Source organism: Streptomyces sp. NPDC057939, assembly GCF_042887545.1.
Classification (GTDB): domain Bacteria; phylum Actinomycetota; class Actinomycetes; order Streptomycetales; family Streptomycetaceae; genus Streptomyces.
Map to the genome: position 1 here is coordinate 18,925 of NZ_JBHVPG010000010.1, position 19,909 is coordinate 38,833.

Here is a 19,909-nt window from a genome sequence, read left to right on the forward strand (position 1 = left end):
GCGCGTCCCGTGTGGGCTCTCCGCACTCGGGGACGCCTACGGATCGGCGAAGACCGCCCAGCAGGCCGCCCAGGAAACCTCCCAGGCACAGACCCCAGCCGAGTACGCGGCCAAGGCCCGTGCCACCGCACATGCCGCCGCCGAACACGCGGCCCAGGCACAGAAGGCCGCAGAAGCCGCCGCCCAACACGCCGCCGAGGCCGAGGCCGCCCTGAGGGACCTTCCGGCCTCCTGACCGTCCGCGTGCCCACCAGATCCTCCTGTTCACGGGCCAGGCACACGCCCGCGCCGGGAGCGGTCCTCCGGCCCCGACCGGCTTGAGGGGGTGCCCCCGCGGGGGCACCCCCTCAAGCCGGTCGGGGCTGTAGCGTTCCGTCACCGCAGGTCTCCTCGAAACCGATGGAGCTCAGCTCTCGGTGTTCTGTCCCTACTCGGCCGGCGGTCGGCCAGTGCGGGCGCGGCGGTCGCGTCCGTCCTTCAGTGTTCGAGTGCCTGTTCCAGCTGGTGCTTGTTCATGTGTGAGCGACCTTCGATGCCGCGTTCCTTGGCTTCGTGGCGGAGTTCCTCCACGGTGCGGTGGGCGCCGGCCTTGGAGTGGTGCCCGGTGCGGGTGGCTCGCGTACCGGAGCCGTTTCCGTTGTTGTCGGGGTGGAGGACGACTTTGGTCCAGCCGTCGTCGCGGTTGTCGAAGTGCTCGTACGCCGAAGGGGCCTCGTCCAGGCCCAGTTCGTGGGAGACCAGGAAACTCGGTTCTGCCTTGCCGCCGGCGATGAGGTCGCGCAGGGCCCGGTTGTAGCGTTTGACGGGGGCCTGGCCGGTGCCGACCTTCTGGCCCTTGAACCAGAGCATCCCGAAGTCGAGGGGCACCTTCCCCTGGGCTTCCAGTTCGCCCTGGGCTTCGGCGCCGCCGGGGTCCTCGGGCAGGAACACGCCGACCACGCCGATGCCACCGGTGAATCTGACCGAGTCGATGAGCCCGTTCATGGTCAGGGCCGCGTCCTCGTTGCCCTGGGGGTCGTGGGCCTGGTAGCCGACGCATTCGCAGCCGTTGTCCGCGCCGAGCCCCAGGGTGGCTTCCTTGACCACCTCGGCCGGGTTCTGCTCGGCGGTGTTGATGGGGATGGCGCCGATGTCCTCGGCGAGGCGGAGGCGGTCGTTGTGGTGGTCGGCGACCCAGACGCGGCCGGCGCCCTTGAGGAGTGCGGAGTAAGCGGCCATGAGGCCGACCGGGCCCGCGCCGTAGACGATGGTCTGATCCCCCGGCTTGACTCCGGCCATTTCGGTGGCGTGGTAGCCGGTGGGGAAGATGTCGGCGAGCATCACGTAGTCGAGTTGCCGCTCGCCTGCGTCCTCGCCGAGCCGTAGGGCGTTGAAGTCCCCGTACGGGACGCGCAGAAGTTCGGCCTGGCCGCCCTGGTAGGGGCCCATCTCGGCGAAGCCGTAGGCGGCGCCGGCCATGTCCGGCTTGGGCTGCATGGTCAGGCAGTAGTTCGTGAGGCCCTGCTCGCATTGTTTGCAAAAGCCACAGGCGATGTTGAAGGGCAGCACCACCCAGTCGCCGACCTGAACCTTGCTGACGGCCTTGCCGACCTCGACGACCTGGCCGAGGTTCTCATGACCCAGGGTCCGGCCTGTCTCGAACGATGTGCGACCTTCGTACATGTGGAGGTCGGAGCCGCAGATGTTCGTGGTGGTGATCTTCACCAGAATGTCGCAGGGGTGCTCGATCCTCGCGTCGGGAACCTCCTTGACCGTCACCGTCCGCGGTCCTTCGTACACGGCAGCTTTCATGATTCGTACCTCACCACCGCCATCCTGGCCACGTCCGTCCAGGGATGGAGGCATATCGTGCTTCGGGCGTCGGGGCTCGACCAGCCGGACGCGGTCCGAGCCGCGGCTCCTCTCCGGGGGCGCCTACCCTGATCGACGCTCCCCTCACACGGCGACACGGGCCCCGGCCTCCGCCACCGCGCGACGGTGACGGACGGATGACGAGTCCCCCCGGCGGGGCGACCCTGTGCAGCCGGCCCGCCACATCATGGCGGCCGAGGACGAAAAGCTGGGGGCTCCGCCGGCCGAAGCGGGCCATCAGTGGGATGTGCGGCAGCCGCCGGACCGGGCCCGAATCCGGGAGCGGTTATGAACCATCCCTCGGCGACATTCGGGTCGCGAAGCGCGTGGGCATGTTCCATGATCCATGTCGATGAGTTCGGGAGTCACTCACGAAGACGTCGTCGAAGGCGTGGGCGCGGTGGATGCTGTCGAGGTGGTAGGCGCCGCTTGAGTGGCGCGGGGCCTGGGCTCACCAGGTGTGCTGGTGCTTTCCTCCCAGGCGTGCAAGGCTCGAAGCACAACCAGCCTGGTCTGGTGGGAGACCCCGTACCCCTGGCTCGCCCTCAAGGTGAGCGGCCGACGGGTTCGGGTGGTCTCGCTCGGCTTTGCGCGACCCGTATGTCGTGCGCCTGACGGCCTCCTCCGCCCCGCATCATCGGGGAGCCGACCGTGATGGGCTTCAACCCTCCGAAACGGCGGCCGCCCCATGACCACCTTCCATGTTGATGTCGCCACATTCGGCGACCGGACCGTCATCAGCGTCGCCGGAGAACTCGACCTCGACACCCGCGCCCAGGTCACCCATGCCACCAGCAAGCTGGACCTCACCGGCCGCACCCTGGTCATGGACCTCACCAACATGACCTTCATCGACTCCACCGGCCTGACCACCCTCATCGTGCTCCGCCGACGCGCACAGACCGAAGGCTGGAACCTCGAACTCCACGGAGCCGGCAAGAAGGTCATCCACGTCCTCGACCTCACCGGCACCCGCGAACTCTTCACCCTCACCAACCCCACCGACACCCACACCCCCGACGAGTGCCGGACAGTCAAGTAGAGGACGGGGCACCCTAACCACGGCCAACGCCTCACCGACCACCACTCCGCCCCATCCACCACGAGACGATGCTCCCGAGGTCAGGCGGCGCCCGACGGATATCCACCCCAGCCCGGATCCCCGCCTGTGGCCAAGACGTCGATCAAGCGGCGCAGCGAGTGCAGCGCGAGGTCGTCCGCCGGGACGTGGCGCAGGACGATGATCGCGTTGTTGTCCAAGGCCCGCAGCAGACGACCCGCGTAGACGATGTTGTCGGCGTCGCGCACGGCCGCGCGCATCGAGTGCTCGCTCCACACCATCCGCGCCAGCCCCGCCGCAAACTCCGCCTCACCTTCCGACGGAACCCAAAGACCCTGCTCGTATGCGGTGAGCAGGTTGGTGGCGTCGTGGTCCAGGGCGCGCCAGGCAATGTCGGCCGGGCCGAGTTCATCCTGCTTGCGGCCGGGCCTGCCCGACCGGCAATGCCCGCACAAGCCGACATGACGGATCGGGCCGACAGCAGGTCGCAGGATGACGGTGCACGTCGGATCGGACGGGGACGGGTCGTCGGCCGGGCACAGATGGCAGACGGCAGCGGCCGTCGCCGGCCTTAACGGCCGGACGTTGTCGTTGGAGAATGTCGCGTCGGTCACGATTGCCCAACGACGGACAACAGGCAAACGTGCGGCCTTCCGTGAAAAAGGCCGGTTTGGATCGCCGTGGTCCACCACAGAACGCTGCCGGGCGTTCCCGCACGGCATCGGCCGTGGCACGGCGTTGTCGGCACGAGTCCCTGTTCATCGGCCGGTCACGCAAGCCCCACTGGGGTCCGCGCATGGCAAAGGACCCGGCCGATGTGACTACGGGCATCGGCCGGGCCCTGCGTGCGGGCTGCCATTGACTGGTTCCCACCGCACCGTCCCACACGATCACCCAGGCCGCGCTCCCGGCGAGGCGAACGGGTGACCGCCCCCGAAATACCATCGGGGCCCGCGGTCATGGACGTCAACAGGAGCCCGGGCCAACTGACCATCCGCCATTTCCCACACCGCTGCCCCACTCTCACACGGGAGCTTCCCCGCACACGTCGCTCGGTCAGGCCGCCCGGCGCCGTCCCGGACGCGCGAGCCAGAACCCGCTTTTGGACGGCAGTTGTTCGGCCTCTCGGTAAGGGGTTGGATCGGGGCGGGGTCGATGTTCACGAGAACGGGAGGCGCCTGATCCGGAGCCTTCTCCGGATTCCGGAAGAGGACCGTTTTGGGGGCTGTCGTGGAGTGGTCGATGGGGTTGCTCGGTTTCGTCGCCGGGCTCTTGATCTCGGTTGCCACCGCGCCCGTGGGTGTTTCCGGAGCGGTCTTCCTGTTGCCCGTGCAGGTCAGTCTCCTGGGCGTTCCGAGCCCCGCGGTGACACCGACGAATCTCCTCTACAACGTCGTGGCCGGCCCCGGGGCCCTCCTTCGATACTGGCGGGCCGGTCGTCTCGGAGGGCCCCTGACCCGTCTGCTGATCGCCGGTACCCTGCCGGGCGTCGTGCTCGGCGCCCTGATCCGGGTCTTCGCCGTACCCGGCCCGCGCGTCTTCCGCCTGCTCGTCGCGCTGCTCCTGCTGCCACTCGGGCTGTGGCTGGGACTGCGGACCGTGCGCCCGGCGCCGAACCGTGAGCCGCGGCCTCCCTCGGCACGTGCGACCAGGACGCTGGCCCTGGCCGTCGGGATCGTCGGCGGCATCTACGGCATCGGAGGCGGATCCCTCCTCGGCCCGATCCTCGTCGGTCGCGGAACCCCGGTCGCCACCGTCGCCCCCGCCGCCCTGGCCTCCACCTTCGTGACCTCCATCGTCGGCGCGGCCACCTACGCGCTGCTCTCCCTCACCACCACGGGCGACGTCGCCCCCGACTGGCTCCTGGGCCTGTCCTGCGGGGCCGGCGGACTCCTCGGCGGATACCTCGGCGCACACCTCCAACCCCGCCTACCCGAAACCGCCCTGCGCCTCCTGCTCGCCACCCTGGCCACCGGCGTCGGCGCGCTCTACACGGTGCAGGTCCTACGCTGACCGCCCAGCGACCACCGCACCCACGACACCTGGACACTGTGGCGTCTCACATACGAGACCAGCCGGGCGGACCCCGCATCACGAACGTCAATGCGAGCACGGGCCGGCCGTGACCACCCGGGTCCCCGCACCGTTGCCCCGCTGTCACACGGGAGCTCCCCCGCACCCCGTGCGGCATCCCCGGCGGTGAGGCCCTGCCCGGACACCCACCGCCGGGCACACCGTACGAACACCGGTGCTGCCGCTGCCCCACCCACCCGTGCGTGATCGACTCCTCCGCACGCCACGACACCCTCCGGCCAAGCCCCGCCCCGCGGCCCGGCGCCGGCCTGCCGGGCGCGGTGGACCGGTCAACGCCAAGCACCCTGCGGGACGGACTTCCCGTGAGGGGGACAAGCCCGCCCCGGACACAGTTCCGGCCCTGAGGCTCTCGCGCGGCGGGAATCCAGGGCCAGGGGTTGTGGGGATGCCGGCTCAGTGGGCGAGTCGCTCCAGGAGGCAGGTGCCGAGCTCCTTGGTGATCAGTGCGCCCTCGGGGTTCGCAGCGCCGACGACGTGGTCCTCGAAGTCGCCCTCGCCCAGCTTGTCCGTGAAGCCTTCGCTCACGAGCTTGCGCGGCGGCATCGGCCGACCGCCCACGCGGTCCAGCTGCGCGAACTCCTCCACCGAGGCCGGAGCATTGCCGTCGTACGAGAGGTACGTGCCCGTCCGGTGATCCGCTCCCTCGTTCTCCAGCCCCGCGAGGGCCGGGCGAGGCAACAGGGTGTCGCGGCCGATCCCGCCCACCACCAGCCGCGCGTCCCCGAGCCGCTCGGAACCCCTCAACAAGGAACCGAACCCAACGAAGGTGCTCGGGAACATCCAGATGAAGGACATGGCTCACAGCCGCCCTGGGCACCAGCAGCTCGCTGATGCCTGCTGGTCAGGCGGCGGGCTGGTTCTCCCGCGCGGGGAGGCCCGCGGTGGTGGTCAGGCCATGACGGAGGCCTTCGATGCCTTGTGCGAGCGCATGCCGCCCGGCGGCGGTCATGGCGTCGAGGGCGAGGTCGAGGCGTCGTTCGCGGGCTTCGCCTATCTCGGCGAGGTGCTGGTGGCCGGCGGTGGTGAGGCGCAGGGTGATCTCGCGGCCGTCGCCGGGGCAGGGGTGGCGTCGCATATATCCGGCGGCTTCGAGGCGGTCGCAGAGTCGGGTGAGGGAGGGGCCGGCCGCGCCGAGGAGTTGGGCCAGGGTCCGCATGCGCAGGCCGGGTCGGCGGTCGACGAGGCACATCAGGCGTAGTTGTGTCGCGGACACGGGGGACGTCGTGGTGGTGTGGCGGGTGTTTTCGTAGAGGACGTCGAGGAGTTCGGCGATGTCGCCGACCGATCGCGTCAAGTCGCTGTTGTGGGGCCCGAGGGCCGGTGTGGGCATCTGTGTTCCCTCGTGCGGGCTGTGGCCCGCGAGTCGGTCAGGTGGTGGCCTTCGGCCGGGCGGCGGCGACCGTGACGGGGTCGGGCGGGCCGCCATCGGGCTCCTGCTCGGTGGAAGACACCGATCGGCTGTCCTCGTTGTGGCGGGTGAAGTGGTCCAGGGTGCCGGTGACCCTGAGCATCCGCTCCAACTCCCGAGAACGGTTGTCCAGACTCAGCCGAACCCCTGCGGCATCCGCGATCCGGCGGGCCATCAACAGGACGGACAGGCCGGAGGAGTCGACGGTGGTCACGCCCATGAAGTCCACGCGCACCTCGCGCGGGCGGCCGGGTTCGGCGAGTACGGCGGTGACGGTGTCGAGGAGGTCGTCCGCGTCCCGGTGGTCGAAATCGCCGTGCAGCTCGATCCGCACGGCATCGACCATGTCGGTGCGGATCAGGCGCAGCGGCCCGGGTATCGGGGTCATCGGGTGCCGCCGACGGTCGCCGGCGCGTCGGTGAGCCGTTTGGTGGCCTGGTGGAGGATGTCGATCGCGCGGGGGAAGTCCTTCAGCTCCCGGCCCAGGACGTCCAGGGCGGGTGGCAGGCTCCTGGCGGGTACGCCGCGGGCTTCGAGGATGCCCGCGGTCCACAGCAGGAAGCGGGAGAAGAGGGCTTCGTCGCCGGTGTAGAGGGCGACGCCGAGGAATTCCACGATATGCGCCAGGTCCTCCGCGGTCCGTTCACGCTGTGCCTCGTCGTAGCCGCGCATGGCCGGGTACTTGTCCTCCAGGCCGGTGAAGACCGTCCGTACGAGCTGGGGACGGGTCCGGGCGACCATCGTGTACTCCTGGTCGGCGAGGTGGGGCAGGTCGTCGATCGGCTGGTGGTCGGGCTGCGGTCGCGGCAACGGGTGGCGCTCCAGCCGGTCGGCGGCCGCACGCGCGTCCGGTGCCCAGGCGTCGGCGCCGAGCAGGCGCGCGTACTGGCCGTCCGGGCCGAAGGCGGCGCCTCCCACCAGGACGGGTGTGCCGGCGGCCTGGCAGGCGGTGATGGTGGCGTGCGCGGTCGGCAACCGGGTCGGGATCGAGCTGGAGAGAGCGACGACGTCCGGTCCGGTGCGGTGGATGTGCGCGATGAGGTGCGGGGTGGGGACGTGGGCGCCGAGGTGGTCCACGTGCCACCCGCGCAGCCTCAGGACCTCGGTGAGCAGCCGGGCCGGCAGGCCATGCCATTCGCCGTCCACGCACGCCACCACAACCCGCCCGCGCGACGGCTCGGTGCGGGAGGCGTCGTGTTCGGCGACGACGGCGATGGCGCGTTCGTTGATCGCGGTCGCGACATGTTCCTGCGCGACGGTGATCGTGTTGGCGGCCCACTCCTCACCGACGCGGCTCTGCACCCGGGCGATGACATCCAGCAGGACGCTCTCGGGGTCCATGCCGTCGTCCAGAGCCGCGCGGACCACGGCCGTCGCGGCTCGTTCGTCGCCGGCCAGGACCGCCGCCCATAGCCTGTCCACCAGGGCTATGAGCGGACTGCCGGTGGCTTCTTGCGTGCTCACGCTGTGAACCTGCCTCTCGTGTGCCCACCCACCGCGCTGAGGTGGTTGGTCTTCGGTGCGGTGATCACCACGACGGCCATGTCGTCGTGGGCGCCGGTGCCAACCCACTCGGAGGCGAGCATCTGCACGCGTTCCACCACCGCTTCCGCCGGCATCCCGGCGCACTCGGCAAGAACCCGCTGGAGCCGGGCCTCACCGAACATCACGCCACCCAACGGTCCCCCGCGGGCCTCGGTGATCCCGTCCGTGTACAGGACGCATGTCTCACCCGGCGCGAGCGTCACCTCCACCGTTTCGGCGGTCACCGCCGGCAGGGCTCCCACCAACGTGCCCTGCGTCGCCGCCTCCTCAACGGTTCCGTTCCCGCGCACGATCAGCGGTGCGGGGTGGCCGGCGCTGGTCAGCCGCAGCTTCACCGCGCCGCCCTCGCGTACCGCCGAGGCGAGGACCATGGTCGCGAAGCGGGCATTGTGGGTGCTGAGGAGGGCGGTGTTGAGGAGGTTCAGCATCCGCTCGTGGTCATCGGCCATGGGGAGCAGGGCGTGGAGGGTGTTGCGGATCTTGCCCGTCATCACCGCCGCCTCCAGTCCCTTGCCGCACACGTCGCCCAACACGACGAGGGAGGCGTCGCCTTCGACGGCGGCGGGGTGGACGTCGTAGAAGTCCCCGCCGATCCGCTCGTGATTCTGGGAGGCCCGGTAGCCCCCCGCGTACTGGACCCCCGACACCTGGTGCAGGAATGGCGGGAGCAGGTCCCGCATCAGCGTTTCGCTGATCGACGCCTGCTCCGCGTACAGGCGGGCCGCCGACATCGCCGCCCCAGCCCTGGAGGCGAACAGACGCGCGAAGACCTCTTCCTCCTCGCTGAAGCCGCCACCGCCGGCACGGCGCAGCAGGACCAGGGCACCGGCGGGGATGCCGTGCCCGGGCAGCGGGGTGATCACGATCGAGCCCACGGCTCCGAACCCGTCGGGGATCAGCCAGGAAGGAGCGCTCGTTGGATCGATCCAGCGGGACGGCACCGGCGGGAACCCCTGCAGGGCCTCGGCAAGCCCGGGTACCTCCTCGGCGAGCGCGGTCACCCGCGAGGAGACCGGCGTCCCGCCGCGCAGGCAGGAAACGATCGGCAGGTCATGGCCATGGGCGGGAGAGATGACCAGAGCGGCGTCGGCCAGGTGCTCGGCGGCCATCTGCGCGGTCACGTCCATGCACCGTTCCAGGTTCAGCGAGGAGAGCAGCAGGTTCGAGGCCTGCCCCAGGAACGCGGTGCGTTCCCGCTCGATCCGCAGCGAGTCGCGGGCCAGGCGGTGGTCGGTGTCGTCGACCAGCCACCACACCACGGTGCCGTCCTGGCGGACTGTCGGATGGGCTTCGTAGGAGCGGTCCCCGACCGGGCCCTCCACCATTCCGTCGACCGCGATAGCGGCGTCGGTCTCCGACGGCGCATCGGGCGGTGGGAGCAGGCGGCGGGCGTGGGCGTCGGACAGCCATGTCGGCACAACGTCCGGCATCGGGGCGCCGGGGCGGGCGTCGGGGAACAGCAGACCGGCGATCTCGTTGGCGAACACCACAGTTGCGCGGGTGTCGGCGACGAGGACGGGGTAGGGGGCCTCATTCCACGGCACGCGCACCGCGGTGGCGGCTTCCTGGGTGGGATTCGGCAAATCGTTGAGGGCCCGCTGTGCGAACCCCTCACCTCATAGGCTCTCGGGGATTGGTTGCCTCCGGGCAACCATCCTCCATCGGTCGCCGTTCTGGCAACCGCTCACCTCTCACAGCACCTTCCCGCCCCTGCCACGCACCCCACGCACACAGCTCCTTCACGCCTGAGTGAGCCGGAAGTGAGAGCCGTCACCTCGACCGCCACGGCATCCGGCCTTCAACGCGCCCGCAACCGTTGTGCCAGGTCGCACCGGCGCGTCGCAGCCGGCGGCCACCGTCCCGGGCACAGGGGCGACCGGCATGCCCAACAGGTGGGCGTGTGTACGAGGATGGCAGGCATGATCGGAGACAGAGAAGACACAGACACCGTGATGGTCGGCGAGATCACGCCCGATGGCGTGATCGTGATCCGCGTGCGCGGTGACCTGGATGACGACAGCAGCCCCGCCCTGGCCCGCGCACTGACCGCGGCCACCGCGGACAGCGGATGTTCCCGCACCGTGGTCGACCTGTCGATGGTGGCCTTCGCGGACTCCTCCGCACTCCACGCCCTCCTCACCGCCCGCCAGGCCCACACCGCGGCCGGGAACATCCTGGTTCTCGCCGGGCCCGTACAGGCCGCCGTCAACCAGTTGTTCGAGGTCACCAGTACCGGGCCTGTCTTCCGATGGGCCGACAACGTGCAGCAGGCAATGACATGCTGACCCTCCCACCGCAACCGGTTCGGTGTGCGATCCCTCACTCCAGGGCAGGCGAAACAACATGAACCCGCCCGCGGCAGCCCACCACGCCCCAGGCCCCGAACAGCATCACGACGATGCCCGGCCGGCCGCGACCACCTCGGCGACGGCCCGCCGCCAGGTCACCGGGCTGCTCCAAGCCGCGAACAGCGACCTAGACTGCGACGCGGCCGTCGACGCGCTCCTGGTGACCTCGGAACTCGTCACCAACGCGATCCGCCACGGCGGCGGCATCACCGCCTTCCACGCCACCCTCACCGGGAACATACTCCGCCTGACCGTCAGCGACGCGAACCCCCACCACCCCGTCCCCCACCCCACCGCCCACGGACGCCCCGGCGGATACGGCTGGCCCCTCATCCAACGCCTGACCGACCACATCGACATCACCCCCCACCCACAGGGCGGGAAGACCATCACCACCCTCCAACGCCTGACCTGACCCCCAACCCCACCCCTCCCCCGGCCCCCGCAGGCTCGGGCACGGCACACGACAGCAGGGCACATGAGCGACGCAGAAATAGCCAAGGCGATCGCCGCCCTGATCACCTCCTACCTGGCCGCGATCCACCCGAACAAGCCGAACCCCGACGACCTCGCCTGGACCATCGTCCACACCCTCAAACAAGCCGGCATCCACGGCCACACCAGCCACAACGACGCACGCGAGCGGGGAGAGCAGCAGGTCCTCGCGCTGCCCGACCAGAACGACGCGATACGCGTCATCGTCTGCGCGGGCGAGTTCGACCAGCGAACCCTGGGACCCGTCCACGAAGCCGGCACCGCGGCCCTCACCGACCCCGCGATCCAACGCATCGTCCTCGACGTCAGCCGCATCACCTTCGCCGATTCCTCCATGCTCAACGAGATGTTCCGCCTCCGCCGCGGCAGCGACCTGATCCTCGTCGGCCCCCTGCCCACCTCCCTACACCGAGTCCTCGAACTCACCCAGGCCCTCCCCCTCTTCCCCGTCACCCACACCATCGAGGAAGCCCGCACCACCAAAGGACGCTGAACCCGAACCCGCCCCAGGAAGTAACACCGGCCTGCCTTCCCTCGGGAGGGGACCCACGGTCCTGGGCTGCTCAGGGGACACGCCGTGCACCAGAAGCTTTTCGCCCTCCCACTTCGGGCTCCGAGCGCAGGACCGGCCGGACAGGGGATTGCGACCGCTCCTCCGTGACGGCCGCGCCAGAAGGAGCGTGTCGTCCAGGCCGGCAGGCCGGGCAGAGCTCCATCCCGATGGCGGTCTTGGCCGGCACCAGGCCTCAGCGGGATCTTCCGTGCGCCAACCGGTTCGCGGTTCGCAAGCCGAAGCAACCCGAATGCGACACTGGCGACCTGACCTGCGGAAACACGAAAGCCCCCACCATAAGATGAGGGGGCTGGTCGGTGAGACGGACCCGGACGGGAACGTCCAACCGCTCGACCGTCCGTGCCATCGACCCAAGACCCGTGAGACTTCGTGGCTGCGGGTCCCCCGCTCCGACGCAGGTCGCGCCAGCTTACTCAGAAGAGGAAATCCATGTGGTTGAAAGCGGGCTCCTCGTCCCCGTACGGACCGACCGCCTTGACAGCGGTGTGCTGCGAGGCGCCTGAGGACACGTGGACCGGCGGGTCGACATGGTCGGCGGCATACGCGGCCAGGAGCAGCGCGGCAACGGAACCTACGACGGCGATGCGAATCAGCTCCATGCGTGGGCAACGAGCCCAAGTCCGGGAAGTTCTCGCTAAGGCCACCGAACGAGGAGACACCGCCCTCCCCCGGGCCCGGACCGCTCCACCCCAAGCCCGGTCCGTGGCGCCCCGACGGGGCCGTAACGACGCAGCGACGGATTCCCTCCGGGTCGCGTAGTACGCGAATGAGCAGTCCGAGGCGTGAGAGCGGGAACGGGGTCGGGTTGATTCCATGGATCCTTTCGCGTTCCTGGAAAGGCGGCCCACCAGGTCAGGTCCGCGCCGCGTTCGCGCGCCGGCAGCGGCGGACGCAGCCGCTGACCAGTGCCCTGAGGTCTCGGTTGTGCGTGGCGGGTGCCGGCGGGCGGGCCCGTGGCCGACACCTCAAGGTGCTCCGCGGCCAGGCAGCGGAAGCGGCACCGCGAGTGCGCTCGTCTCCAGGCGATGGGGGCGGTCTGTACTCGCGAGAAGCACCACCCCCGCCCACGAACTCGCCTGCGGCGTGGCCTGCCTCGCTGTAGCCAAGGCGGCCTCAGCCCCACACCGCACCACCGCCTGACAACCCCCGGAAAGAAGCCCCCTGCCCGCGTCTGCTCGGCCACCACCCCGCGGTGCCGCTCACACCGTCGTGGTGCGAGCGGAGTCCTCCGGGAGTCGGGTTCCGGAGATGGGGGATACATCGCGCGGTATACCGGACTTGATCGCCGTACACGGCTCCGACCAGGTACGTAGAGCCGACCAGGATGAGTAGGCGTACTCAGGTGGCGAGCCCCGCCGGCTTCGAGACTGGCAACAGAACGAACGAAGCGGAACAGGACGGGGAACGTGATGGTGCGGCGCTGGTCGAAGCCCGAGATGTGGGTGCCCGGCGGATACCTGGCGATGATGGTCGCGATGCTGGTCTACGTCGCGGTCATCAGCCGGACCGGGGACATCGGGTTCTTCGGAGTCTGGCCGATCCTGGCCACCGCGCCGGTCAGCCTCATCCTGCTGAGCACCTTCGGACCCGCCGCGGCCGCCCTGGACGAACCGGCCCCGGTCGAGGGGCCCATCCACGAAGGCCCGCACCCTCCCACCAAGCTGCCCACGGACTACCCCTCGGAGTCGGACCCACTCCCGGCGGACTGGGCGGCACCCGACACGTCCATCGACAGCAAGCTCGACATGTGGTCCGAAGCCGGCTTCCACGGTGCGATCCCGCTCAGCGCCCTCGTCAACGCCACCGCAATCTGGGCGCTGCTCCGCCACATGGCACGACGGCGCGACGCCAGGCGCGCACAGGTCTAGGCCACGGCCGGTCCGCCGGGACACTCGCAAGCAGGGCCCGCCACCGTCTACCTCGCCGGGCTCCACATCGCGGGCATCTTCCTCTGGTCCGCGAGGTGAGGCGATATCTCTGAGGCCCCCACACACACGCCAGGCCGACTGGAGGGGCACACTGCCCAGATGCTGATCAGACGGGAAGCCCCCGCCGACCTGGCCGCTGTCCGTGCGGTGACCATCGCTTCCTCCCACAAGCCGTACGAGGAGGAACCGGTGGAGGTGATGCTGCGGGACGCATTGCGGAGGGGTGAACACTGGATACCAGCGCTCTCGCTGGTGGCCGAGGACGTGGATGGCGCGATCATCGGCCACGCTCTCTGCACCTGGGGCCGAATCGGAACCGTCCGAGTCCCCAATCTCAGCCTGCTCGGTGTTAACGGCGAGCATCGCCGGCGCGGCTGTGGAACCGCCCTGGTCCACGCCACTCTCGCTGCGGCAGACGCCCTTGACGCCCCGATGGTCGTTGTCCTCGGTGACCCCGACTTCTATGGGCGGTTCGGCTTCCGACCGAGCACTGACTTCGGAATCGTCGGCGAGGAACTGGCCTGGGAGCACCTGTTCCAGATCCGCACCCTGGCCGCCTACGATCCGTCCGTACAAGGCGAATTCATCTACCCCGAACCGTTCGGCAACGTCTGACGCCGACACCGCAGCGGACTCCGGCTCGGCCCGATGATTCAAACGATACGGCCTATAGGTCAGGTGGACCGGGCTCAGAGGTGCTGGGGGTGTTTGAAGAGGAGGTCGTAGCCGAGCGGGAGCTGGAGCAGGACCTCGCGGGTAAGGCCGCATTCGATGCCGGGTGGGCTCTGGTGGAGCCGCCGTTGACGAGCTGGCGGGACGACAAAGCCCGTCGCGGTCTCGACATCGGGACGCCTCGCGGACGGGCAGACCATGCTCGTCGTCACCAGTGAGGGCGACCGGGGACGCACGACCCGTCCGGGTCGGCGACTCAGCACTGATCGACGGTGCCCCATCCGTCCCAGGTAAGTTTTCTCCAGTGGTCGAACCAGCCCACCACATGCCGATCAACGTCGGTGTAGAAGACGTGATGATTGTTGTGGCCGCACCTGAGTTCGGTTCTCTCGACCTTTCTCACCCAGACGATTCCGTCGGCAGAGTTCCGGAAACTCAGGAATACCACCAACGGTCCCGGCAACCCGGGCCCTTCACTGGTGCGGTACCCGTGAGATGTCAGGTAGTAGTCGATTCCGAGATAGACCCAGGGCCTGCCATTTTCCGGGTCCACCCCCTTGGTGGCAGCGACCGTGATGTTCGTCAGCGTGGCAATGGGTGTTCCATCGGCCGTATCCACAAATCGCATGCGCCGGATTTTCCTCGTCCTCGAGGTCATCTCCAGGTCATGCTGCAGATAAGTCAGATCCAGCGGAAACCACAAGCCGAGTTGATGAAGGAGAGATCCCGATACCGTAAATTTCTTCTCCACGATTTCAGGCTCGTCGTCATCCTCCACCAGGAGCTTGACGTTCGCGTAGACGGGCAGCTCTCCGCCGTTGTCCTTGAAGCCGCTGTCGGCCATAACTCCTCCTCCGGCCCCCGCTTCCTCCGGGTGCAAAGACATTCTTGGCGGGGCAGGCGACGGCCGCCTTCCGAGGGCGACTAATCGAGCGACGACCCGACTGCCGACGGAGAGTCGGAGTGGGCCGGTGACCGTCGGATCGGGCCCGGACGGGTCGTCGGCCAGGCACAGATGGCAGACAGGAGCAGCCTTCGCCGGCCGCAGTGGCCTGACATTGCCGGTGGGAGAGTCGCGTCAGTCACCGCTGCCCAACAACGAACGGCAACCGAAAGTACGGCTCGACCTCGGCACCCGTCCGCAGGTCACCCAGGTCATCAGCCCACCGGACCTCACCGGCACCCACGGACCGTTCGTTGGCCCACCCCGCCCACGCCCTCATCCCCCGCCAGAGCCGGACCGTCAGGTAGAGGGCGCGACGCCTGCGCGCAGGCGCAGAACGCCTCACCCGACCGTCACCACCCCGGCCCCTTCCACCCTGGTGTCGATGGTCCCGAGGTCAGGCCGCGCCCGACGGGTGGCCCCAAGGCGCCTCCCCACCCGTGGCCACGACATGCACCAGACGGCGCAGGGCGTGCAGTGCCGGGTCGTCCGCGGGCACGTGGCGCAGGACGATGATCGCGTTGTTGTCCAAGGCCCGCAGCAGGCGACCGGCGTAGACGAGATTGCAGGCGTCACGCACGGCCGTGCGCATCGACTCCTCGGTCCACGCCATCCGCGCCAGCCCCGCGGCGAACTCCACCTCCCCACCCGACGGAACCCAAAGGCCTTGCTCGTAGGCGGTGAGCAGGCGGGAGGCGTCGTGATCCAGGGCCCGCCAGGCGATATCGATGGGGCCGAGTTCATCGTGTTGCCGGCCGGGCCTGCCCCTATGGCAGTGCTCGCACAACCTCACCCGGCGGGCGGGGCCGAAGCCGGGTCGCAGGGTGACGGTGAACGTCGGATCGGACGGGGACGGGTCGTCGGCCGGGCACAGGTGGCAGACGGGAACGGCCTTCGCCGGCCGCAGTGGCCTGACATTGCCGGTGGGAAGAGTCGCATCGGTCACGATGAACCAACGATGGAGAACAACCGAACGTGCGGCTAGTCATGAATAAATCCGGTCTCGATGCCATGGTCCACAACCGGGAGCCACCCGGCATTCCCGCACGGCATCGTTCCGCACCCGGCGTGTCTTTTTGCAAGTCCTGGCTTCCCGGCCGGTCAGCGGCTTCCCAGTCGGTCGGTCAGACGGATTCCAAGCGGACCGCTTATGGCAAAGGACCCGGCCGATGTGATTGCGGGCACCTGGCTTTGTAGGTGAGTTCCAGGAACGTCTGATGCTCAGCAGCGGGAACGCCCGGTTCCACGGGAGAGTGATGTTGCCGAGTTTTGGGAACACCTCGGTGCTTGCTTCGGGACCATGGTTGTGCTCTGCACGACAAGGGGGCCGGGGTGCTGCCGAAGTCCAAGGTCGATCTGTACGCGGCGATCCGCCGTGACGCCAGGACCGGCATGTCGGTGCGTGCTCTCAAGCGGAAGTACGGCGTCGGCTACGAGACCGTGCAGAGGGCTTTGGCCTCCTCGTTGCCGGAACCGCGGAAGAAGATGCGTCCGCGGGGGACGCGGCTGGACCCCTACAAGCCGGTTATCGATGCCATCCTCACAGCGGACCTGACCGCGCCGCGGAAGCAGCGGCACACCGTCAAGCGGATCTACGACCGGCTGCTGGATGAGCATGACGCCGTCGATATCTCCTACCAGATGGTCCGCGGCTACGTCGCCGATCGCCGGCCAGAGATCCGCCTTCAGGCCGGCAAGGGAGTCGTGGACGCGTTCGTCCCGCAGACCCACAAGCCTGGTGCCGAGGCAGAGGTCGACTTCGGGGACGTCACGGTGAAGCTGGCCGGCGAGCTGGTGACCTGTTACCTGTTCGCGTTCCGGCTGTCGTACTCGGGCAAGGCCGTCCATCGCATCTTCGCCTCTGCGGGCCAGGAGGCGTTCTTCGAAGGCCACGTCCATGCTCTCAACGTGCTGGGCGGAGTGCCGACCGGGAGTGTCCGCTACGACAACCTTAGGGCCGCCGTTGCTCAGGTGCTGGGCCTTTCACGCCGCCGGGTGGAAGCCGAGCGCTGGACCGCCTTCCGTTCGCATTACGGACTGGAAGCCTTCTACTGCCAGCCCGGAATCCGCGGTGCCCACGAGAAGGGCGGCGTCGAGGGCCAGATCGGCTGGTTCCGCCGCAACCACCTTGTTCCTGTCCCGGAAGTGGACACGCTCGCCGAGCTCAACGCGATGATCGACCGCTGGGACCATGAGGATGACGCCCGCCGCATCCGGTCCCGTCCCCGCACGATCGGCGAGTACTTCACGGCCGAGCAGCCGTTGCTGGTGCCCCTGCCGGAGGAGCCGTTCGAGACCGGGCGGCTCTCCACCCCGCGGGTCGACCGCTACAGCCAGATCTGTGTCCGGATGAACCGCTACTCGGTGCCGGTCCGGCTGATCGGGCGGACCGTCCGGGTCATGCTCCACGCCTCCGAGCTGGTGGTTTACGACGGACGTGAGGAAGTCGCCCGGCACGAACGGCTCATCGCCCGCGGCGCCACCCGCCTCGAACTTCACCACTACCTTGAGGCTCTGGTCCGGAAACCGGGTGCTCTGCCCGGCGCCACCGCCCTCGACCAGGCTCGCGCCGCCGGCCGGTTCACCCCCATCCATGACGCCTGGTGGCAAGCCGCCGTGAAGGCCCACGGCGAACGCGAGGGCACCCGGGCCCTCATCGAAGTCCTCCTCCTGAGCCGCCACCTGCCCCACGAGCACCTGATCACCGGCCTTGCCTCCGCGCTGAAGACCGGCGCGTTGACCGCGGACGCCGTCGCACTGGAAGCCCGCAAGGCAGCTGACGCCGACGCCGGGCCAGATGACCCGCCGCAGCCAGTCACTCCTGGAAGCCAGCCCCGTTTCGCTCCACTGCCTGCCGCCGTCCGGGCCCATCTGCCGCCCGACAGGCGCCCTCTGCCCTCCGTCGCCCACTACGACCAGCTCCTGCGACTCCGCCGACCCGACCCCACCACCCCCTGAAGAGGAGAACGCCGTGTCCCTTCCACGCCAGCGAGGACTTACCGAACAGGCCGCCACCACCGCCGTCGACCAGGCATGCAGAATGCTGCGGCTGCCTACCATCCGGTCCCAGTTCCCCGAGCTCGCCGAGACAGCCGAACGCGAGCAGATGTCCTACCTCGGCTTCCTCGCCGAACTCCTCCTCGCCGAGTGCGACAACCGGGCCCGCCGACGCTCCGAACGCCGCATCAAAGCCGCCGGGTTCCCCCGCGACAAGTCGCTCCGCAAGTTCGACTTCGACGCCAACCCCAACCTCGACCCGGCCATGATCCACACCCTCGCCAAGTGCGAATGGATCAAGAAGGGCCTGCCCCTCTGCCTGATCGGCGATTCCGGCACTGGCAAGTCCCACCTGCTGATCGCCCTGGGCACCGAAGCCGCGATGGCCGGCTACCGGGTCAAGTACGTCCTGGCGACCAAACTGGTCAACGAACTCGTCGAGGCCGCCGACGACAAGCAGCTGACCAAGACCATCGCCCGCTACGGTCGCGTTGATCTTTTGTGCATCGACGAACTCGGCTACATGGAACTCGATCGGCGCGGCGCCGAGCTCCTCTTCCAGGTCCTGACCGAGCGCGAGGAGAAGAACAGCGTGGCCATCGCCTCGAACGAGTCGTTCTCCGGCTGGACCAAGACCTTCACCGACCCCAGGCTCTGCGCGGCCATCGTCGACCGCCTCACCTTCGGCGGCAACATCATCGAGACCGGCACCGACTCCTACCGACTCGCCACCACCCGCGCCCGCGCTGAACAGCAAGCGGCCAGGTGAGCCAAGCCGGTGCAGCCCTCATCGACCACTGTCGAGGCTCCCGAAGACACGAGTGACCCACTGATCCATCCGGGTCCCGAAGTCTGACGCCGAGGTGATCCCCGAGGCCGGCAGGCAACCGGCGTCGTCAAGGTCAGCGACGAAGTCCACATCGGCCCAGCCACCACGGAACAGCACAACCGACAGCAGGGCCTCCGCCGGACCGGATATGAACACGCCAACCGAGTCCGGACCCTGAACCCGAGCCCTGTCGGTCTCCAGTGGCTGAGGCCAGGAAGCCTCCGCATCCCTCCACGTCGCCCGGCCCACTTCAAGACCAGCCGACGTCCAGCCCGCCGTCCGCTGAGCCAGAACGACAGCCACCTCGTCGAGATCAACAACTCTGTCCATGAGGGGATCATCCCTCATGGACAACCCCCAGCGGTCCAGCCCGCAGCCCCCTACGGCGGCTCCGCTGTTCCTACTTCTCATCAACATCTTCGCGATCGCCGACCCGTGGTCGTTCCCAGAATGCGTCGACAACCGTTCCTGCTTCTGACCCACGCAGCCAGCCGCGTTCTCGCGGAGGTGCCGTACCCGCTCCGGGCCCGTGCGGGGTGAGGTGACGAGGGCTTCGAGGACGGAGGCCGCCGCCGGGTCGCCGGGGTGCCGGGCCAGCCAGGCCTCGGCGGCGCCCGTGGCGCGGGCGATGACGTCGGGGCCGGCCTTCGGCGACGCCACCAGAGACCTCAGCAGCTGCGGCGTCCCGACCGGCCCCGTGCCGGGAAGCAGGCGCAGGGCGAGCTCGGCGGCCTCGTCCACCGTGGCGCCGTCCGCGTCGATGGCGCCGACGAGCGCGCGCAGAAGCATGATCTGGTCGTTACGGTGGCGCGGGGCGGAGTACAGGTGGACGAGGGCCGTCTTGCAGGCCTGGACCCGGACGGACGGCGGGACCGCGGTGTTGCCGACGAGCGTGGCGAGGATGCGGGGAGCGTACTTCGCGTGCCGCCGTTTCCATTGGAAACGGCGGCCCCGCTTCGCTACGTGAGCCTCAGGCGAGGGCGTCACCAAGAAGTCGGCGCGGTCCGACCTCGCCAACCCAAGCAGCACCCGGACAGACATGAGCCGGTGATGGCCACCACCTCGTCGCACCGGGGCGGGCGCGCGACACGGTGGGTTAGCGGGCCCGCCCCGGGCGCTGAAACGGGGTGGTGGGTAGTAGTAGACGCGCACCCCCCGCGCAGAC

General features: G+C 69.1%; 21 protein-coding genes. 9 read left to right on the forward strand and 12 right to left on the reverse strand.

Features of this window, described 5'->3' with window-relative positions:
• Nucleotides 1-477: 477 nt before the first annotated feature.
• Nucleotides 478-1,791: a glutathione-independent formaldehyde dehydrogenase gene (locus ACFVS6_RS13860; protein ID WP_389703559.1), complete on the reverse strand. Its 1,314-nt coding sequence runs from the start codon at nucleotides 1,789-1,791 to the stop codon at nucleotides 478-480.
• 748 nt (nucleotides 1,792-2,539) lie between these two features.
• Between ACFVS6_RS13860 and ACFVS6_RS13865 the strand changes: the two genes are divergently transcribed.
• Entirely contained in the window at nucleotides 2,540-2,893 is a 354-nt protein-coding gene (locus ACFVS6_RS13865; protein WP_389703560.1) for an STAS domain-containing protein, read from the forward strand.
• Between the two features lie 80 nt (nucleotides 2,894-2,973).
• On the opposite strand, the gene ACFVS6_RS13870 is transcribed toward ACFVS6_RS13865, so the two are convergent.
• Nucleotides 2,974-3,600: a hypothetical protein gene (locus tag ACFVS6_RS13870; RefSeq protein WP_389703562.1), complete on the reverse strand. Its 627-nt coding sequence runs from the start codon at nucleotides 3,598-3,600 to the stop codon at nucleotides 2,974-2,976.
• A 541-nt stretch (nucleotides 3,601-4,141) separates the two neighbouring features.
• On the opposite strand from ACFVS6_RS13870, the gene ACFVS6_RS13875 reads away from it, so the two are divergent.
• Nucleotides 4,142-4,924: a TSUP family transporter gene (locus tag ACFVS6_RS13875; RefSeq protein ID WP_389703852.1), complete on the forward strand. Its 783-nt coding sequence runs from the start codon at nucleotides 4,142-4,144 to the stop codon at nucleotides 4,922-4,924.
• 474 nt (nucleotides 4,925-5,398) lie between these two features.
• On the opposite strand, the gene ACFVS6_RS13880 is transcribed toward ACFVS6_RS13875, so the two are convergent.
• The 5 genes from ACFVS6_RS13880 to ACFVS6_RS13900 all read right to left on the reverse strand — a co-directional run bounded on the left by ACFVS6_RS13880 (nucleotide 5,399) and on the right by ACFVS6_RS13900 (nucleotide 9,445).
• On the reverse strand, nucleotides 5,399-5,749 hold the full coding sequence (locus ACFVS6_RS13880; RefSeq protein ID WP_389703564.1) for a hypothetical protein: 351 nt from the start codon (nucleotides 5,747-5,749) through the stop codon (nucleotides 5,399-5,401).
• A gap of 97 nt (nucleotides 5,750-5,846) precedes the next feature.
• Nucleotides 5,847-6,335, reverse strand: a complete 489-nt coding sequence (locus ACFVS6_RS13885) for a MarR family winged helix-turn-helix transcriptional regulator (RefSeq protein ID WP_389703566.1) — start codon at nucleotides 6,333-6,335, stop codon at nucleotides 5,847-5,849.
• Between the two features lie 37 nt (nucleotides 6,336-6,372).
• Nucleotides 6,373-6,801: an STAS domain-containing protein gene (locus tag ACFVS6_RS13890; RefSeq protein ID WP_389703568.1), complete on the reverse strand. Its 429-nt coding sequence runs from the start codon at nucleotides 6,799-6,801 to the stop codon at nucleotides 6,373-6,375.
• The gene (locus tag ACFVS6_RS13895; protein WP_389703570.1) at nucleotides 6,798-7,877 is read right to left on the reverse strand and encodes a B12-binding domain-containing protein; all 1,080 of its coding nucleotides are present in this window, start codon (nucleotides 7,875-7,877) and stop codon (nucleotides 6,798-6,800) included. Before ACFVS6_RS13895 ends, ACFVS6_RS13890 begins: the two co-directional genes overlap by 4 nt.
• A complete protein-coding gene (locus ACFVS6_RS13900; protein ID WP_389703853.1) occupies nucleotides 7,874-9,445 on the reverse strand; it encodes a PP2C family protein-serine/threonine phosphatase in 1,572 nt (523 codons plus the stop codon). The genes ACFVS6_RS13895 and ACFVS6_RS13900 overlap by 4 nt, the downstream gene beginning before the upstream one ends.
• Nucleotides 9,446-9,877: 432 nt before the next feature.
• Between ACFVS6_RS13900 and ACFVS6_RS13905 the strand changes: the two genes are divergently transcribed.
• From ACFVS6_RS13905 to ACFVS6_RS13915, 3 genes are all read left to right on the forward strand, one after another.
• On the forward strand, nucleotides 9,878-10,243 hold the full coding sequence (locus ACFVS6_RS13905) for an STAS domain-containing protein (RefSeq protein ID WP_389703571.1): 366 nt from the start codon (nucleotides 9,878-9,880) through the stop codon (nucleotides 10,241-10,243).
• A 58-nt stretch (nucleotides 10,244-10,301) separates the two neighbouring features.
• Nucleotides 10,302-10,721, forward strand: coding sequence for an ATP-binding protein (locus ACFVS6_RS13910; protein ID WP_389703573.1), 420 nt, complete (start codon nucleotides 10,302-10,304; stop codon nucleotides 10,719-10,721).
• A gap of 63 nt (nucleotides 10,722-10,784) precedes the next feature.
• A complete protein-coding gene (locus ACFVS6_RS13915; RefSeq protein ID WP_389703575.1) occupies nucleotides 10,785-11,294 on the forward strand; it encodes an STAS domain-containing protein in 510 nt (169 codons plus the stop codon).
• A 494-nt stretch (nucleotides 11,295-11,788) separates the two neighbouring features.
• On the opposite strand, the gene ACFVS6_RS13920 is transcribed toward ACFVS6_RS13915, so the two are convergent.
• On the reverse strand, nucleotides 11,789-11,974 hold the full coding sequence (locus ACFVS6_RS13920; RefSeq protein ID WP_389703577.1) for a hypothetical protein: 186 nt from the start codon (nucleotides 11,972-11,974) through the stop codon (nucleotides 11,789-11,791).
• 810 nt (nucleotides 11,975-12,784) lie between these two features.
• On the opposite strand from ACFVS6_RS13920, the gene ACFVS6_RS13925 reads away from it, so the two are divergent.
• Together ACFVS6_RS13925 and ACFVS6_RS13930 are read left to right on the forward strand one after the other, a co-directional pair.
• A complete protein-coding gene (locus ACFVS6_RS13925; protein ID WP_389703855.1) occupies nucleotides 12,785-13,243 on the forward strand; it encodes an SCO4225 family membrane protein in 459 nt (152 codons plus the stop codon).
• 159 nt (nucleotides 13,244-13,402) lie between these two features.
• On the forward strand, nucleotides 13,403-13,918 hold the full coding sequence (locus ACFVS6_RS13930; protein WP_389703579.1) for a GNAT family N-acetyltransferase: 516 nt from the start codon (nucleotides 13,403-13,405) through the stop codon (nucleotides 13,916-13,918).
• A gap of 74 nt (nucleotides 13,919-13,992) precedes the next feature.
• On the opposite strand, the gene ACFVS6_RS13935 is transcribed toward ACFVS6_RS13930, so the two are convergent.
• The 3 genes from ACFVS6_RS13935 to ACFVS6_RS13945 all read right to left on the reverse strand — a co-directional run bounded on the left by ACFVS6_RS13935 (nucleotide 13,993) and on the right by ACFVS6_RS13945 (nucleotide 15,864).
• On the reverse strand, nucleotides 13,993-14,187 hold the full coding sequence (locus ACFVS6_RS13935; RefSeq protein WP_389703581.1) for a hypothetical protein: 195 nt from the start codon (nucleotides 14,185-14,187) through the stop codon (nucleotides 13,993-13,995).
• Nucleotides 14,188-14,231: 44 nt separating this feature from the next.
• A complete protein-coding gene (locus tag ACFVS6_RS13940; RefSeq protein WP_389703583.1) occupies nucleotides 14,232-14,819 on the reverse strand; it encodes a hypothetical protein in 588 nt (195 codons plus the stop codon).
• Nucleotides 14,820-15,315: 496 nt separating this feature from the next.
• Complete coding sequence (locus ACFVS6_RS13945; protein WP_389703584.1) at nucleotides 15,316-15,864, reverse strand: hypothetical protein; 549 nt, start codon at nucleotides 15,862-15,864, stop codon at nucleotides 15,316-15,318.
• Between the two features lie 446 nt (nucleotides 15,865-16,310).
• Here ACFVS6_RS13945 and istA point away from each other — a divergent pair, with 446 nt between their 5' ends.
• Both istA and istB read left to right on the forward strand, forming a co-directional pair.
• The gene (istA, locus tag ACFVS6_RS13950; RefSeq protein ID WP_389703857.1) at nucleotides 16,311-17,876 is read left to right on the forward strand and encodes an IS21 family transposase; all 1,566 of its coding nucleotides are present in this window, start codon (nucleotides 16,311-16,313) and stop codon (nucleotides 17,874-17,876) included.
• Between the two features lie 13 nt (nucleotides 17,877-17,889).
• Entirely contained in the window at nucleotides 17,890-18,684 is a 795-nt protein-coding gene (istB, locus tag ACFVS6_RS13955; protein WP_389703585.1) for an IS21-like element helper ATPase IstB, read from the forward strand.
• A gap of 18 nt (nucleotides 18,685-18,702) precedes the next feature.
• Here the strand turns inward: istB and ACFVS6_RS13960 are convergent, their stop codons facing one another.
• Nucleotides 18,703-19,785, reverse strand: a complete 1,083-nt coding sequence (locus ACFVS6_RS13960; RefSeq protein WP_389703587.1) for a hypothetical protein — start codon at nucleotides 19,783-19,785, stop codon at nucleotides 18,703-18,705.
• Nucleotides 19,786-19,909: the final 124 nt, after the last annotated feature.

Coding starts and splice junctions, on each gene's coding strand:
- ACFVS6_RS13920 (WP_389703577.1), bottom strand. CDS start 11,974: ATGGAGCTGATTCGCATCGCCGTCGTAGGTTCCGTTGCCGCGCTGCTC.
- ACFVS6_RS13890 (WP_389703568.1), bottom strand. CDS start 6,801: ATGACCCCGATACCCGGGCCGCTGCGCCTGATCCGCACCGACATGGTC.
- ACFVS6_RS13930 (WP_389703579.1), top strand. CDS start 13,403: ATGCTGATCAGACGGGAAGCCCCCGCCGACCTGGCCGCTGTCCGTGCG.
- istA (WP_389703857.1), top strand. CDS start 16,311: ATGTCGGTGCGTGCTCTCAAGCGGAAGTACGGCGTCGGCTACGAGACC.
- ACFVS6_RS13885 (WP_389703566.1), bottom strand. CDS start 6,335: ATGCCCACACCGGCCCTCGGGCCCCACAACAGCGACTTGACGCGATCG.
- ACFVS6_RS13905 (WP_389703571.1), top strand. CDS start 9,878: ATGATCGGAGACAGAGAAGACACAGACACCGTGATGGTCGGCGAGATC.
- ACFVS6_RS13865 (WP_389703560.1), top strand. CDS start 2,540: ATGACCACCTTCCATGTTGATGTCGCCACATTCGGCGACCGGACCGTC.
- ACFVS6_RS13925 (WP_389703855.1), top strand. CDS start 12,785: ATGGTGCGGCGCTGGTCGAAGCCCGAGATGTGGGTGCCCGGCGGATAC.
- ACFVS6_RS13960 (WP_389703587.1), bottom strand. CDS start 19,785: ATGTCTGTCCGGGTGCTGCTTGGGTTGGCGAGGTCGGACCGCGCCGAC.
- ACFVS6_RS13910 (WP_389703573.1), top strand. CDS start 10,302: ATGAACCCGCCCGCGGCAGCCCACCACGCCCCAGGCCCCGAACAGCAT.
- ACFVS6_RS13940 (WP_389703583.1), bottom strand. CDS start 14,819: ATGGCCGACAGCGGCTTCAAGGACAACGGCGGAGAGCTGCCCGTCTAC.
- ACFVS6_RS13860 (WP_389703559.1), bottom strand. CDS start 1,791: ATGAAAGCTGCCGTGTACGAAGGACCGCGGACGGTGACGGTCAAGGAG.
- ACFVS6_RS13915 (WP_389703575.1), top strand. CDS start 10,785: ATGAGCGACGCAGAAATAGCCAAGGCGATCGCCGCCCTGATCACCTCC.